We start from the raw sequence: 14,822 nt of genomic DNA on the forward strand, positions 1-14,822 counted from the left end.
GTAGTCCTCCATTTTAGCTTTCAACAAGCATCATCTGGAAAAACCTACGATGGCGAATAAGCCTCAAAAGAGGATTTGAGGCTTGTGATAGTGATAGTGGTTCAAGAAGATATACTGTAGAAGAAAAAATTCTTGTCATTAATACTATCTTAAATGGCACTAGATGTCTTTAAATTGTGAGAAATATCAAGCACTAGCAAAGTTATTAGTGCAGTTACGTTCTGATGTTACTGCTGGGGAATTTGACAAAACCCAACTGCGACAGCGTGTTGCTGATTTGCAGCAGTTGTTTCAACGCGAGATTGTGCCTTTAGCGACAGCAGATTCCAAAGAACTCTCTTATCAAACGGAAATCAGTAAACAACTGCGCTTATTGGAAATTGATATCACATTTTTCCAGGGCGCACGGCAGGCTGCAACAGCAAAAACCAGACTCCAAACCATGAGCGATCGCCTCACTACTTTAATTCAATATTGCCATGCCATACTGCAACAAGAGACACCAGAAGTCACAGAAGATTAGTCTGTCTGTTAAGTTTTGCCGTTAAATTTATCAGGATCAAAGAAATCTGGTAGCCAACATAGTCTTTTTAAGTTGATGAAGATTTAATGCTGATATTTAGGGTGTAGGGGTATGAGGGTGTAAGGGTGTGGGTGTGAAGAAAGAAGCAGGGCGAATGGAATTCACGGCTATACAGGCAAAGTCTGCACTTCGACCCTTCGACAAGCTCAGGGCATCGCAAGCTCAGTGACCACCTGCGCGGACTAACGTGAAATCAAGGATTTAGAACCTGCGGAGGCAGGTTTTGTTTGTGTAGACGCGGTTTCTAACCGCCCTTTTCAAATTAACCTGACACCAATAAAAACTCCTACACCCTTACACCCCTGCACCCTGACTCCTAACCCCCTTCCACCCATTACTTCCTCAATAACTGTAGGATTGTTACTTAGTACAGGAAAATCCCCAAGCAATTCGGAATGGCTCGCATCTCCAAATTAACCTTCGATCGCGGTACATTAATTCTGCACCCACCACCACGCGGTAAAGCTTGGATGGATTATGCTACATGGGATGACCGCGTGGAAAAATTTCGCATTCCGGCGATGCGTTACCGGGCTGTGGTGGAAGCACTGCAAGGGGAAGAAGTAGAGTTTATTGATGAGGCGAAGGAATTTTATCCGATAGAGTTGGTTCCGAGTTTGGAAATGGAACCTTACCCGCACCAAAGTGAAGCTTTAGCAGCTTGGAAGTTGGCGGGAAGACAAGGGGTGGTAGTTTTACCAACGGCTGCGGGTAAAACTTATCTGGCGCAGATGGCGATGCAAGCAACACCCCGCACTACGTTAATTGTTGTCCCGACTTTGGATTTGATGCACCAGTGGTATGCACATTTAGTTGCGGCGTTCCCCGATGCGGAGGTGGGGTTGCTGGGTGGTGGTTCGCGGGATAAGACAGCGATATTAGTAGCAACTTACGACAGTGCGGCGATTCATGCTGAATCTTTGGGAAATAAATATGCTTTGATTATTTTTGATGAGTGCCATCATCTACCAACAGATTTTAGCAAGGTAATTGCCGAATATGCGATCGCACCTTATCGGTTAGGATTATCAGCCACACCAGAACGTACCGATGGGAAACATGCTGATTTAAATATTTTGATTGGTCGAGAGGTATATCGCAAACGCGCGGAAGATTTGGCGGGGAAAGCGTTAGCTGAACATGAAATTGTCCAAATTAAGGTGAAATTATCCCAAATTGAACGGGAAAGATACAATCAATTAATTCAAACTCGTAATGATTTTTTACGCCAATCTAAAATTTCTTTGGGTAGTATTCAAGGTTGGCAAATGTTTGTGCAGATGAGTGCGCGATCGCAAGTTGGTCGTAGAGCCATGTTAGCACACCGAGAAGCCAAAGAAATTGCTTTAGGAACTGATGGTAAGTTGCGAATTTTAGCTGATTTATTAGCAACACATTATCCTGAACGAGTGTTAATTTTCACGGCTGATAATGCAACGGTTTATAAAATTTCGCAAGACTTATTAATCCCAGCAATTACTCATCAAACTCCAGTCAAAGAACGCCATGAAATCTTAACTAAATTCCGCGAAGGTGAATATAATACTTTGGTGGCTTCTCATGTTTTGAATGAAGGTGTTGATGTTCCGGCGGCTTCTGTGGCAATTATTCTTTCGGGAACAGGTTCAACGCGGGAATATATTCAACGTTTGGGGAGGGTTTTACGTAAGGGAAATGTGGAGAATAAACAGGCGATTTTGTATGAGGTAATTGCGGAAGATACGAGTGAGGAAGGGACTTCGGCGCGGCGACGAGGGGAAGATTACGAACCGCAAAGACGCAAAGAACGCGAAGAGAAGAAAGAAAAGAAAGCAAATTTGCAGGTTATCTATGGGACTGGACAGGAAAAAAGTTTAAAGGCGGCGGAACAATTAGAGATAAAATATTCAACTAAAAATTCAGAAGATGTTACCAACGGAGTTACTAAGTCATCGCCTAAACGGAGAAGAAATCATTCCGAAAAGACTGAAGATTGATGATAGACATTTGGCGTTGACTAATGAATTAATTGCTTGTTTTCAAGCAGCACAGGGAAAGACTCAGGGGGAGTTAGAAAAGCAGCTTTTAGATTTAGAAGGTGATGCGACAGATTATCGCGTCAAGCGAGGATTAGCTTATATTATCAAGAGTAATTTTTGTACTTTTGAAGTGGTGAGTCCTTTGGAACCACCAATGTTAAGAGAACGGGTGTTTGCTTTGGCGGCGAAATCTGTAGCCAGCCGAGAATCAACCCAAGCAACTTTAAGCAAAATTGCTGATGAATTAAGTCAGGAATTAGAGCGAGAAGTTTTGTTAGAACAGGTGCGGACTGGGTTGTATGCTGATTTATCAGAAAATAAAATTTTGACGCAATTTGATACACCTTCGCCTGTAGATATTTTAAATAGATATAACTTGTCTCAAGTGCAAGGAATTTTTTATAAAGCGAGTCAATTAGTATTAAATGCTCATCGCAATGTACCAGGGGAATATAAGCTGTTATTTCGCTATTTAAAATTATTTCAACTCATGGCTTATATAGAAGGTGATGCTGACCACGGGTTTACAATTACAGTGGATGGGCCGACGAGTTTATTTAATCCTAGTACACGATATGGGCTGGCGATCGCTAAATTAATTCCGGCTTTACTGCATGTCACCAAATGGAGTCTTTCAGCAACATTACAAACCCGTGATGTTTATACAGATACCTGGAAAACTGGCAGATTTACCCTCAATTCCGAATGTGGTTTAGTATCACATTATTCTAAAGGTAAGCCTTACGATAGTATGCTAGAAGCGTCCTTTGCTGATAAATGGGATGCTTTAAAAACCGATTGGGTATTAGAGCGAGAAGTCGATTTAATTCCTATTCCTGGTAGCGTGATGATTCCTGATTTTCGCTTAGTGCATCCTGATGGACGGGAATTTCTATTAGAAATTGTCGGTTATTGGCGACCAGAATATTTACAAAAGAAATTTTCTCAAGTGCGGCGTGCGGGTTGTGATAATTTGATTTTGGCAATTTCCGAACGGCTGAATTTAGAAAAAGCTGGCGTGAAATTAAATGATGTACCCGCGAGAATTGTGTGGTTTAAAGATAAGTTATTACCCAAGGCTGTGTTAGCAGTAATGGATTAAGAAAGTATAGAAACAATCGTCACAGTTACCAAAAATGGTAAAATGACAGCCCAATTATACCGTTTCACTTTAAGTTTGATACAAATAGACCGCAGGGGGAAAGAATTAAAAACCAATAGACACAACGCGCCGAACAAGAAAAACAACATAGCGATCGCTTGGCGGCAAAACTGCAAGAATTAGGTATTAACTCCGATTCTATATAGTAGATTTACTTATGACTTTTATCTAAGAAAAGTAGGTTGGCTGGAGCGATCGCGTAACCCAACTTCTAATATCATTGATATTGTTGGGCTTCACTTCGTTTCACCCAACCTACACTCTGACTGCTGTTTACAGTAATATCTAATTACTCACTTTCTTTCATCAGGAAGATGCACGTTATTAGTTTTAAAATATTAAGAGAATATGCAGAAAATCACGCTGATTCTCAGGAAACTTTGAATAACTGGTATAAAATTGCTAGTAAAGCTAAATGGTCAAATTTGGTTGAATTACAGCAAGTTTTTCCGAAAGCTGAGGCTGTAGGTAATTTTACAGTTTTCAATATTAAAGGCAATAAATACCGCTTGATTGTTAGTATAGATTATGAAGGTCAATTAATTTATATTAAATATATCCTCACTCACGCAGAATACGATAAGGATAATTGGAAAAATGACCCTTACTTTTAATCCAGAAAAGTATAAAGAACTATTAACAGCGTATCTTCCTAAATTGATTAAGACTGAAGCAGAAAACGAAGAAGTATTAGCCATTGTTGAAGATTTAATGCACCGTGAACGAACTCCTGAAGAAAATGAACTCTATCAATTATTAATAACTTTAATTGAAAAATTTGAACATGAATATTATCAACCTGAGCAACCACATACGCCTCAGTCTATACTGTTATTTCTTTTAGAACAATCAGACAAAACCAAAGCGGATTTACAAGCTATTTTAGATTCAGAAAATTTGGTTGATAATATTTTAAACGGCAATCAAAAAATAACTCCAGAATTAGCGCAAAAACTGGGAGACTTTTTTCATGTGGAAGCAAGTTTATTTGTAATTGTCTGAGTGAGTTACAGCAGATTAAGAGATTCTGGAAGCTTTATCACGCAATCAATACAAGCTATACTTTTAGAAAAAAAAGCAGCGCGATCGCGTAACCCAACATCTAATATTATTGATATTGTTGGGCTTCACTTTGTTTCACCCAACCTAAGCTCTCATTACTGTGTAATTCACAAATTTCAAGACGCAAAAGTAGTGCCTCAATATTATAACCAATATCAACAAATCCTAAACCACCTGAAGATACTATTGGTAATAAATTGCCTAAAAAAGGTAAGTGTCCATTAGGTGCTGATATATTAAAGCTTAGTTGAGAGTAGTTTTTTACAATTTTATTATCTCTCCATCCAACATAATCACTTAGTCGGCACCAAATTTCATATTCCTCTTTATCCTTTAGTGTATAATCTGTATGTTTGTCTAGCTTAATTATCTTCATTGTATAAGCTAAAAATTTTCCCAATTGCGAAGTTGAACGATTTTCTTGTAGTCTTCCACCTACATCTAGGTAAATATTTTTCTGTTGGCTGAAACCAAATCGCCCGCTACTATACTGCACCCATAAGTGGTCAATTATTTTAATATCTGCACATGAAAATTGCCTAATATTATTCAGTGTTAGGCTACCTTGTTTTTCTCTATTGGCTATATGAAGAATAATATTAACAGTTTCTTTATTAGCTTCTCTCCACTTACCTGCTGCTAAGTAATAGGCGAGTTGATGATACTGTTTTGGTATGCGAAACCGAACTAAGCGGAATGTGTTTGTTGAGGTTTCCCGTTCATAACAGATTCCTGCTTCACCAAATCGTTCTCTGGTTTTTTCACTCAACCATGCACAAAACGCATTACTTTGTACAAAGTCTAACTGACTTGGGTTGATTTCCAGAGTTAAGTCTGTGTCACTGTTGTTTTGTTCTAATAAAAACAACCGATATTCTGCTTCAGTGATGTTAGTATCATCGACTTTTTGTAATGTCCAGATTTTTTCATCTGTTGCTGTTATGCTAACTCCTGGCTGTTCTTCGGTTTCTGAACTACCAAGAAAACAATCTTCGTTGAGATAGTTTAGCCGTTTTTGTAGTTGCACTGATGCGGCTAACTTAAAAACTTCTACGTCATTTGACTTTAATCCCTGTTCTACCTTACTTAGTAGTTCCTGCTCCTTCTCTGGACTAACTCTGAGCTTATTTTGCAAACACTCGTAAGCAAGGGTGAGGTTTTCTACAGTTGGCTTGTTTAATGCCGCATCAATTAGTTTATCTATTTTGACCTGACCTGCATAGAATAAAATAGTTTGTCTCCACCAGTCCAGGTATTTTTTATCTTTCGCAAAAACTTCTAGTAAATCAGGTTCATGTTCGGCTTTTGTAAGTTCAACCGCCGTTAAATATTCTTGAAATGTTCGATGGGTAAATTCATAGAGTTTTTCTTGTTTGCGATCACTCAACAATTCTCGCACACCAAGGTCATCTTTCTCGATAAAAACCTCTGGTGTAAACTCTTGTCCTCCTTCAACCATCTGAGCTAGTTCTTCTTGCAGAAAATCTTTGGCGAGAAAAATATTACTGTCTTGATTTTTCTCATCTAGGGTAAACTGAAGTACTTGGCATTTGGTCATTTCCAAAGCGAGTGCTTGCAAAGCTTCTTGCTTCTGTTCTGGCTTGAGTGGATATCGCGTAGTTCCAGAAATAGATTGTCTTCCTTGCAACAGCACATCACAAACTTGTTTATAAAGTCCGATTCTAGTGGGAGAAAGACTGGTTTTCTCTTTATAAGTATTAATAATTAATGCCAGTAACAACGGATTTGTTGCCATTAAGCGCAGAGAAGGAACTGCGTTAATTTGGCGCACTAACTCATCTTTTTTAGATTCAGCATTTCTTCGCAGTTGTTTTTCTGATACTTTCCCAGAGTTTCGCCGTTTCTCTAGATTAAAATACCACTTGTAGACAAATTCATTGCGCTGTTCAGTTGTAAATGACCTAACAAAATAAGCCGGGGTATTTGGCAGAGGTGCTTGATTGTATGCTTGTGGCCGCGACGTGAGAATGACAGGTAATTTATTATTATAACTTTGGAGTTGCTGAGAAACCCAAATGCTTACCTGTTTTCTATGCTCATCGTCGGCAATTTCATCAAGTCCATCTAACATTACCAGACATTTGCCATCTTTTAGCTGCTTGTTAAACCAATCCTGAGTTTTTGATGATTCATCTTTCTTAGCTTTAGCAATTACTTGCGCCAGAGAAGCATTACTATCTGCCACAATAATAGGAGCAACATCTCTCAACCGCAACAAAACAGGAATAAGTTGAGGCAAACCCCGATACAATTTTGATTGTTTCCGCAGTGCAAACAAAAGAGTAATGTGTCTTAAAAGTGTGGTTTTTCCTGAACCTGGTGCGCCTAAAATAACCAGTCGTCGCCACGCCGATTTTTTGTTTGTAATTCCTCTCAACAAACTGCCAATTTCAGGTTCTTTCTGAGCTGCAATACTTCGAGAAATTTCTGTTTGTTCAAAAACCGAATTTTTCTCTAGCTCAGTTTCTTCATCAACCGTCAAATCTTGAGGGTTATAAACTGGCTGTTCACAATTAAAGCCTAAAGGGACAAACACATTCTCCAAATCCAACCCTTCACCACTAAAGCCTCGTCCCTGGTATTCTTGACATTCTGCTGTGATTGTAGCGAGATACTCTGCCCCAAATTTATCTGTAGTTGCTGTCCACCATTTGGGAATTTGCGTAGCCAGTAACCAGTCTAGAAATTTATCAAAATAGGGAAGCAACTTACTCCCAATTCTAATAATCAGCGCAACAACAAAAGTGATTCCTAAAAAAATAACAAACTCTTGCCATCGAGCATTTTTAGCATGATCAGCCGCAATAGCAACAAAAATACCCGGTATACCCCACCCAACCAATTTGTTGTCTAAAATCTTTTGTACCGATTCCCACCAAGCTGGTTGATTATCTGGGCTTTGAGTCATAGTGTAGGTTGAAAACTATGGATCGTTTGTGAAATAATACCTGCTGATAGCAGTATAAGCGATCGCTACCTCCGAAAAAATTACCTAATAAATAATTTTAGAAAGTTTTAATCAGATACTCAGCTTCTTGCTAAATATTAAGCGATCACAATCTCCAATAAAGTAAAAAATGCGACCGCTCATCAACTAATAAACATTCTGTCGTAAGGACAAAAGGTTCTGTCGTAAGGACAAAAGGTTCTGTCGTTAGAACACAAAGGTCTGTCGTTAGAACACAAAGGTCTGTCGTTAGGACAAAAGGTTCTGTCGTAAGGACAAAAGGTTCTGTCGTTAGGACACAAAGTTGTGATGCTATTACTCAATTAAGTCCTATCTTGCACCCAGCAACTGAAGTCGCGGCTACACGGACAAAACCCGCCTGCGCGGGTTCAAAACCCTTGATTTTATCTTAGTCCGCCTGCGCGGACTTTGTTTTTATAGCCGCGAATTCCATTCGTCGGGGCTAGGTGCTACCTACCTGAAATTGCTGAATATACTTTTTATTTTAATACACTCCATAAATTCTAAAAATTTTTCTCATCCTTATTCAAATTCTTTTATAAACTGCAATTTAAGCAGATTTAATTAGTTTTAAAAATATTTAAGCAAGTAATTGACAAGTATATTTTTATACTTTAATATAGATAACATGAGAAAGGCGATCGCCCTCCGGGAAGAGTCCGCAATCGCCTTTCTTTCAACACCTAAATAGGAGTCGATTATTATCATGGCACAAGAATATAAATTCAGTGATGATCAAAATTCTGCTCAAACACCACCAGAACAATTTTTGAGAAGGGAAAATTTTGATGCACCCACTCCCAAATTATCTAATCAACAGCCATTACCCAACAGAGAACCCATTAAACATTTGTTGATTGGTTCACCCAAAGCTGTCACTAGTACAATACATTATTTGCAGGCGATCGGTTATGCCGAGGTGGGAGATTGGAGTCCACTAATTTCAACCGACAACCCTGATCAAGTGATGAGTATTTTAGTCCGTCAAATTTTAGTTGCATAACTCCACAACCACCCCGGCTTTTTTTCACAGTCGGGGTGATTTTCAAATGTTCAGCAACAATATGAGTCACAATTAAAACATCTTATAGTGAGGTGGATTATGGGAAAAGAAGAACAATTACTTGAAAGCTGGCGAGAACTTACACCCGAAAAGCAGCAAATGGTTTTAGAGTTTGTTGAAACCCTAAAATCTCAATCAAAAACAACAGCAATTAATAAAGAATATATTCCACAAACGCCTTTAGCCAAAAAACTGTGGGAAATTCGTAAACAAGCGATCGCCTCTGGAATAAAATTACTTAACGAAGCAGAAATTGAACAAGAGCTTGCTGAACGTCGGGGTGGATACAGTGAGTCGTAAGAAAACTTACATCGATTCTGGAGTTCTGATCACTGCTTTTAGGGGAGTTGAATCAATCAGTATTCGAGCAAATAGCATTCTTAATGAAGAAAATCGAGAATTTGTATCGAGTCAATTTGTCAAGTTAGAAGTACTCCCCAAAGCAATTTATAACCAACAGCAAGATGAAACAGACTTCTACCAAACATTCTTTAGTGCTGTTAGTTATTGGGCTACAGACTTGGAGCAAATCACAAAAGATGCTCATCAACTAGCCTGTATTTACGGTTTAGCGGCGATGGATGCACTTCATGTTTCTGCTGCTCTTTGGCTCAAAGCTGATGAACTAATTACTACTGAAAAGCCAACTAAACCGATGCACCGAGTTAAGGCTATCCAAATTACCTCGATTTGATTCCAATAAACCTAAATCCCGATTGAGAAATTCCAGGCAAAGTGATCGCACTCTCCGGTAAAGTAAGAAATGCGATCGCTCATCAACAGCACTATTAAAAACTAGTACAGGTCGGCGTAAATAAACAGACTATCTAAAATTGCTAAAAGGCTTATATTCTAACTATTCTTTATTTTACTTTTGCCTTGTTGTACTAGTTAACCTTCTTGTCCTTGTGTCCATGTGTCGGACATGGAGGTGCAGATATTGATTTATCTAACCAACCTACAGCTTGTTCTAAGCGGGGGAGTGCTTCTTCTGGCTGATTTTTGAGGAGATATACCAGCGCCGCTGCTACTTGTTCACTAGCACGAGAATTGCGGTTAGACTTGAGGCGATGCCAATCGTTAGGAGAGATGGTGAGTCTTTCCATGAGGGCTTGTGCTAGTTCTTGAGTGCTGAGTGCTGAGTGCTGAGTATTAAGAGATTCCATATCTATAAGTTTGGGGATTGACTAGTAAGCAGTTGAAGTATGTGTGAGGACGTTTAAAAAAGCATGAACACTAAGTATGGTAAAACTTTTACCTCCTGCCTTCTGCCTTCTGCCTCCTGCCTCTTGCTATAACTTTTAACTATTGGCAAAGCTACATTTATCTTAATTTACCAGCAGTCAATGAAGCCGCCTAAAAAATCACATAATCCTTCAGCCGAAGAAAATCAAGAACCGGATTTTGAGCAAGAATTAGCCCAAGTAGAGCGATCGCTCATCTTAATTAAAGAACGATACACTCAAGTTAAGCAGGATCAACAGCAAAAGGCAGAATGGCAACAACGCCAACAAGAGCTAAGGGACAATAAACCCCAAACACCAGAAATCAAAGCTGAGTTACAACAAATTCAAAAGCAGTTGGATTTGCTAGAAATCAATTTAGAAAGTCGGTTATTTTCTTGGCGTAGCTTGAAAAAACCTTTCTGGCAAGCCGTCCGCTTTGGTGGAATGGGCGTTATCATAGGCTGGATATTAAAATCCTGTGCTGGGTAAATATGGTAAATAGACGAGTTGCAGAAATATTGCGAAGTGGTCAACCTGATGAGTCTCTTGTAGTTCAAGGCTGGGTAAGAACAAAGCGTGACTTGAAAGGATTTGCCTTTATTGAAGTCAATGATGGTTCATCACTAGCGAATTTGCAAGTTGTCATCAATCAAGATTTGCCAGACTATGAGGCGATTTTGAAAAAGCTGAATACAGGTGCGTCGGTGGAAGTTAACGGCGTGCTGGTAGCTTCTCAAGGAAAAGGACAGCGTATTGAATTAAAAGCCGAGGCGGTGAAAGTCTACGGTGAAGCTGATCCTGAAACTTATCCATTGCAAAAGAAACGCCACTCTTATGAATTTTTACGCACGATTGGACATTTGCGATCGCGTACAAATTCTTTTGGTGCAGTTTTCCGCGTCAGAAACGCCTGTTCAACAGCCATTCACCAATTTTTTCAAGAACGTGGCTTTTTGTGGGTACACACTCCCATTATTACCGCCAGTGATTGCGAAGGTGCAGGTGAATTATTTAGCGTCACCAGTTTCGATCTCAAAAACGTTCCCCGCACTGACAACCAAGCTATAGATTACACTCAAGACTTTTTTGCTAAACCCACATATTTAACAGTTAGCGGCCAGTTAGAAGCCGAAGTCATGGCGATGGCGTTTTCTAACGTCTACACCTTCGGCCCCACCTTCCGCGCCGAAAATTCTAACACCTCACGCCACCTCGCAGAATTTTGGATGGTCGAGCCAGAAATGGCATTTTGTGACTTAGAAGGTGATATGGATTTAGCCGAGGCATTTCTCAAACATATTTTTTAATTATGTATTAGAACAATGCCCAGAAGATATGCAGTTTTTCAATGAACGCATTGATAATACAGTTTTAGCCACAGCCGAAAATATTGTTAACAATCAATTTGAACGTCTGACTTATACAGATGCCATCAAACTCTTAGAAAAAGCCGATGTTAAATTTGAATATCCTGTAAGTTGGGGCTTAGACTTACAATCAGAACATGAGCGTTATCTGGCAGAACAATTATTTAAAAAACCAGTAATTGTCACAGATTATCCCGCACAAATTAAAGCATTTTATATGCGGTTGAATGATGATGAAAAAACCGTCCGTGCAATGGATATTCTCGCACCCAAAATTGGGGAAATTATTGGCGGTTCCCAAAGAGAAGAACGTTTAGATGTGCTAGAACGTCGAGTAATAGCGCAAGGAATGAAACCCGAAGATTTATGGTGGTATTTAGACTTGCGCCGTTTTGGGACTGTACCTCATGCGGGTTTTGGCTTAGGTTTTGAAAGACTCGTGCAGTTTATGACTGGTATGGGAAATATTCGTGATGTGATTCCATTCCCACGCACACCACAAAATGCTGAATTTTAGTCAGGAATAAGAAACAGGGTGTAGGGATTAACGGGGTGTATGGGTATAGGGTGTAAGGGTGTAGGGGTGGTGTAACTTAATCAACTCGTCAGTATGCTCGGATGCTCCCTTACACCCCTTGTCATCACCTGTAACCTGATTATTTACAATTAACTGCGGAAGCCGAGTTTACCTTTGTTAAATCACCAGTAAATATGGCTGTGTATTTATAAGGTGATGAACCAGTACAAGTCATGGAATTTTTATCAGCACGCTGTGGACTCCACCATGAATCTGCTAGTACTTTTAAGGTGGTGCCGTTCCATGATAAGTTAGTGACAACTAAAGAGTTAGTTTTACCATCATTTGGCTTTTTAGCAGTGACAAATGTCGCAGATAAAACGCTACCATTGCTAGAATTAATCCTGGCGATAACTGCTACTTTTGCACCGCCACCACTACCATAAGAAGATAGCCAACCGTTCTTAGCAAAGCGACGAAAATCGTTACCATTCTGGCTACCAGTCGAAGAGAAAACGCCATATAAAAACGTTTCCCCCCATCCCATAACAACCCGTAACCTGTACCATCATCAACGGTGGTTTCGTAGTCACTGCGACACCATTTTTTCACACCATTATCAAAGCGAATGATGCGGGGGTCTTTGTTTAGAAAGGATACTTGTTGATAACCAATATAGATAGTTTTTCCTCCTATCGATATTTTCGGCCCGTTTTTCGCTTTGATGCTGGCTTCACTGTCGTTGCAGGTAAATGCTACACTTTTAGCGATCGCAGATTGGGTGTTAGTTTGAGCAACAACTTGAGGATTGACTAAATCAATTCCTAATGCTGCGAATAAACATAGAAATGCTAGAGATTTAGATAATTGGTGGCGCTTAATCATGATTTGGTAGTAGGGAACCCTGTAAAAAACGACACCATAACACAAAATTTTTCCCAGCGCCAATTCCACACTAGATAAATCCTGTAGAGACTGTATTGTTAACAAATGAATATCTTGGCGGTATAACTTGGGATATTAGTTACTAAATTATCTTCATTAACTTTGACTTGCGAGTTATCAAACCAATCACACCAAGATTCTGCAATGGGAAAATCGGGAATAAGATAATCAGTGAGATTTTGTTTAGAAAAGTTAATGACGACAGCAACTTGAGAACCTTGTTCATCCCAACGAACATAAGCTAAGACTTTAGCCTTGCTATTGCTGTGAAAAAACTCAATGTTGTTGCTTTGTAAAGCAGGGGTTTGTTGACGTAAAGCGATGAGTTCTTGATAATGCTGGAATAATTTGTAATTTTGGTCGTTGGCTAGTAAAGACCAATTAATCTTTTTGGGTTGAGTGACGCTTTCACTTTTTTGTTGATATTCACCAAATTCATCTCCCATCCAGAGCATTGGTATACCCATTGCTGTCATCAAGATGACGGCTGCTAATTTAGCTCTGGTAAATGCGTCTTGATCAAAGATACCGCGATCGCCTAATTCTCTCAAGAGATGTTCACGGTCATGGGTTGCTAAATAATTGATGACGTTGATGCTGGTGGCGTAACCTTGTTTTCTGGGGTCTAATACCGAGATTACTTCTTCTAAATCTAATTTTTCTCCACAAATTAGCGGGATAATAAAGTAATGAAAACTCTCATGCCAACAACCATCTAACGGCCCATCTGGTTGGACTACAGTGTTAGTATCGGGAATGTGTTCGGCAATATTGTAAAATTGTTTTGGTGCTGCGCTTTGTTTGGCTTGCTGTGCCAACCATTCTAAAAATTCAAAGTTAGCTAATTGGCGCACCGCATCAAACCGAATCCCATCAATGTGATATTCCTTAATCCAAAACTGTACGACATCGCCAATATATTTCCAGGCTGGTTTGATATCTAATTTTTCATCATAGTTATTATAGTTAAACTCTGGCCCCCAATAATTATCAGGGTCTTCAGGATAGTGTTTATGTTCGTAATACCAATAATTTCTGTCTATCAGCATTAACGGACATTCTTCATCTGTGTGATTATAAATGCCATCTAAAAATACTCGAATGCCTCTAGCGTGACATTCATCAATCAATAATTTTAAATCTTCAGTAGTGCCGTAACTAGATTCTGTAGCGAAGAAATGGCGGACTTTATAACCCCAACTATAATCGCCAGGATATTCATTCACAGGCATTAATTCAATTGCATTGATGCCTAATTCCCGTAGATAATCTAGTTTAGCGATCGCAGCTAAATATTTACCACGTTGATCAGGCTCACTTTCATCGCCAGTAAAATCGGCAATATGCAATTCATAAATAACTAATTCCTCATTATCTGGCAAAGGCTGATCATCATACCGCCAACTATATGTGTCAACAATTCGTTCACCATTTTTTATCCGAATAATTCCGTATTCTCTAGCCTCATCAATATTTGTAGCATAAGGGTCAATGACATCTACCCATTCATTAAGTTGAAACTGGGGACTTTTCGTCTGGACACGAAATTTATAAGCATAACTACCATCTTCCAAGGGTATTTGAGTTTGAAAATAACCATTTTTATTTTTTTTCTAATGGTATATCCTGCCATTGAGAAAAAGAACCAATTAAACTTGCCTGTTCATTGCGAGGAGCAAATAATTTAAATTCAATTAAATTTGCCATTATATATATATTTACCAAAATAATATTTCATTATTCTGGAATTGAAAAAGAAAAGCTTCTTTCGGAGGTTATATAGCAGTCTGATTTGATATGTGAATAACAGAGACAAGAAGGGCAAGGTAAACAAGGGAGAAATGTGTGTCAATTCACATCTTGCACCAAGATTTCAGACTCTAAGCTAGT

General features: G+C 39.1%; 13 protein-coding genes and 3 pseudogenes. 12 read left to right on the plus strand and 4 right to left on the minus strand.

The window, feature by feature from the left end; all coding sequences use genetic code 11:
• The first annotated feature begins 163 nt into the window (after positions 1-163).
• From patD to ACX27_RS13550, 6 genes and pseudogenes are all read left to right on the plus strand, one after another.
• Complete coding sequence (patD, locus tag ACX27_RS13530) at positions 164-523, plus strand: heterocyst frequency control protein PatD (RefSeq protein WP_062293201.1); 360 nt, start codon at positions 164-166, stop codon at positions 521-523.
• Positions 524-978: 455 nt separating this feature from the next.
• Positions 979-2,559, plus strand: coding sequence for a DEAD/DEAH box helicase family protein (locus tag ACX27_RS13535; RefSeq protein WP_062293204.1), 1,581 nt, complete (start codon positions 979-981; stop codon positions 2,557-2,559).
• Positions 2,489-3,703: a DUF790 family protein gene (locus tag ACX27_RS13540; protein WP_062293207.1), complete on the plus strand. Its 1,215-nt coding sequence runs from the start codon at positions 2,489-2,491 to the stop codon at positions 3,701-3,703. The genes ACX27_RS13535 and ACX27_RS13540 overlap by 71 nt, the downstream gene beginning before the upstream one ends.
• Positions 3,704-3,825: 122 nt before the next feature.
• Positions 3,826-3,909 (plus strand): annotated as a pseudogene (locus tag ACX27_RS33795) (Uma2 family endonuclease); the annotation flags it as partial.
• Positions 3,910-4,077: 168 nt separating this feature from the next.
• On the plus strand, positions 4,078-4,377 hold the full coding sequence (locus ACX27_RS13545; RefSeq protein WP_062293209.1) for a type II toxin-antitoxin system HigB family toxin: 300 nt from the start codon (positions 4,078-4,080) through the stop codon (positions 4,375-4,377).
• Positions 4,361-4,765, plus strand: coding sequence for a helix-turn-helix domain-containing protein (locus tag ACX27_RS13550; RefSeq protein WP_062293212.1), 405 nt, complete (start codon positions 4,361-4,363; stop codon positions 4,763-4,765). The genes ACX27_RS13545 and ACX27_RS13550 overlap by 17 nt, the downstream gene beginning before the upstream one ends.
• A 106-nt stretch (positions 4,766-4,871) precedes the next feature.
• Here the strand turns inward: ACX27_RS13550 and ACX27_RS13555 are convergent, their stop codons facing one another.
• Positions 4,872-7,754 carry a GUN4 domain-containing protein gene (locus tag ACX27_RS13555; protein ID WP_062293215.1) on the minus strand — a complete coding sequence of 961 codons (2,883 nt, stop codon included), beginning with the start codon at positions 7,752-7,754 and terminating at the stop codon, positions 4,872-4,874.
• Positions 7,755-8,517: 763 nt separating this feature from the next.
• Here ACX27_RS13555 and ACX27_RS13560 point away from each other — a divergent pair.
• The 3 genes from ACX27_RS13560 to ACX27_RS13570 all read left to right on the plus strand — a co-directional run bounded on the left by ACX27_RS13560 (position 8,518) and on the right by ACX27_RS13570 (position 9,571).
• Positions 8,518-8,817, plus strand: a complete 300-nt coding sequence (locus ACX27_RS13560; RefSeq protein WP_418006837.1) for a hypothetical protein — start codon at positions 8,518-8,520, stop codon at positions 8,815-8,817.
• A gap of 99 nt (positions 8,818-8,916) precedes the next feature.
• Complete coding sequence (locus tag ACX27_RS13565) at positions 8,917-9,177, plus strand: hypothetical protein (protein ID WP_062293221.1); 261 nt, start codon at positions 8,917-8,919, stop codon at positions 9,175-9,177.
• On the plus strand, positions 9,167-9,571 hold the full coding sequence (locus tag ACX27_RS13570) for a type II toxin-antitoxin system VapC family toxin (RefSeq protein ID WP_062298331.1): 405 nt from the start codon (positions 9,167-9,169) through the stop codon (positions 9,569-9,571). Before ACX27_RS13565 ends, ACX27_RS13570 begins: the two co-directional genes overlap by 11 nt.
• Positions 9,572-9,764: 193 nt before the next feature.
• Here ACX27_RS13570 and ACX27_RS13575 read toward each other — a convergent pair whose 3' ends face one another.
• A complete protein-coding gene (locus ACX27_RS13575) occupies positions 9,765-10,043 on the minus strand; it encodes a DUF6439 family protein (RefSeq protein ID WP_062293224.1) in 279 nt (92 codons plus the stop codon).
• A gap of 180 nt (positions 10,044-10,223) precedes the next feature.
• Here ACX27_RS13575 and ACX27_RS13580 point away from each other — a divergent pair, with 180 nt between their 5' ends.
• From ACX27_RS13580 to ACX27_RS35715, 3 genes and pseudogenes are all read left to right on the plus strand, one after another.
• Entirely contained in the window at positions 10,224-10,592 is a 369-nt protein-coding gene (locus ACX27_RS13580; protein ID WP_062293227.1) for a sll0565 family protein, read from the plus strand.
• Positions 10,593-10,594: 2 nt separating this feature from the next.
• Positions 10,595-11,987, plus strand: a pseudogene (asnS, locus tag ACX27_RS13585) (asparagine--tRNA ligase).
• Between the two features lie 233 nt (positions 11,988-12,220).
• Positions 12,221-12,433, plus strand: coding sequence for a hypothetical protein (locus tag ACX27_RS35715; protein ID WP_418006826.1), 213 nt, complete (start codon positions 12,221-12,223; stop codon positions 12,431-12,433).
• On the opposite strand, the gene ACX27_RS35720 is transcribed toward ACX27_RS35715, so the two are convergent.
• Entirely contained in the window at positions 12,405-12,872 is a 468-nt protein-coding gene (locus tag ACX27_RS35720; RefSeq protein ID WP_418006827.1) for a hypothetical protein, read from the minus strand. The genes ACX27_RS35715 and ACX27_RS35720 overlap by 29 nt on opposite strands.
• A 98-nt stretch (positions 12,873-12,970) precedes the next feature.
• A pseudogene (locus ACX27_RS13595) lies at positions 12,971-14,639 on the minus strand (alpha-amylase family glycosyl hydrolase).
• Positions 14,640-14,822: the final 183 nt, after the last annotated feature.

The organism is Nostoc piscinale CENA21, assembly GCF_001298445.1.
GTDB classification, from domain to species: domain Bacteria; phylum Cyanobacteriota; class Cyanobacteriia; order Cyanobacteriales; family Nostocaceae; genus Nostoc_B; species Nostoc_B piscinale_A.

Bases quoted from the DNA above. Each gene is read 5' to 3' on its own strand.
- ACX27_RS35715 (WP_418006826.1), top strand. From the start codon at position 12,221: ATGGAATTTTTATCAGCACGCTGTGGACTCCACCATGAATCTGCTAGT.
- ACX27_RS13535 (WP_062293204.1), top strand. From the start codon at position 979: ATGGCTCGCATCTCCAAATTAACCTTCGATCGCGGTACATTAATTCTG.
- ACX27_RS13555 (WP_062293215.1), bottom strand. From the start codon at position 7,754: ATGACTCAAAGCCCAGATAATCAACCAGCTTGGTGGGAATCGGTACAA.
- ACX27_RS13575 (WP_062293224.1), bottom strand. From the start codon at position 10,043: ATGGAATCTCTTAATACTCAGCACTCAGCACTCAGCACTCAAGAACTA.
- ACX27_RS13565 (WP_062293221.1), top strand. From the start codon at position 8,917: ATGGGAAAAGAAGAACAATTACTTGAAAGCTGGCGAGAACTTACACCC.
- ACX27_RS13550 (WP_062293212.1), top strand. From the start codon at position 4,361: ATGACCCTTACTTTTAATCCAGAAAAGTATAAAGAACTATTAACAGCG.
- patD (WP_062293201.1), top strand. From the start codon at position 164: ATGTCTTTAAATTGTGAGAAATATCAAGCACTAGCAAAGTTATTAGTG.
- ACX27_RS13540 (WP_062293207.1), top strand. From the start codon at position 2,489: ATGTTACCAACGGAGTTACTAAGTCATCGCCTAAACGGAGAAGAAATC.
- ACX27_RS13580 (WP_062293227.1), top strand. From the start codon at position 10,224: ATGAAGCCGCCTAAAAAATCACATAATCCTTCAGCCGAAGAAAATCAA.
- ACX27_RS13545 (WP_062293209.1), top strand. From the start codon at position 4,078: ATGCACGTTATTAGTTTTAAAATATTAAGAGAATATGCAGAAAATCAC.
- ACX27_RS35720 (WP_418006827.1), bottom strand. From the start codon at position 12,872: ATGATTAAGCGCCACCAATTATCTAAATCTCTAGCATTTCTATGTTTA.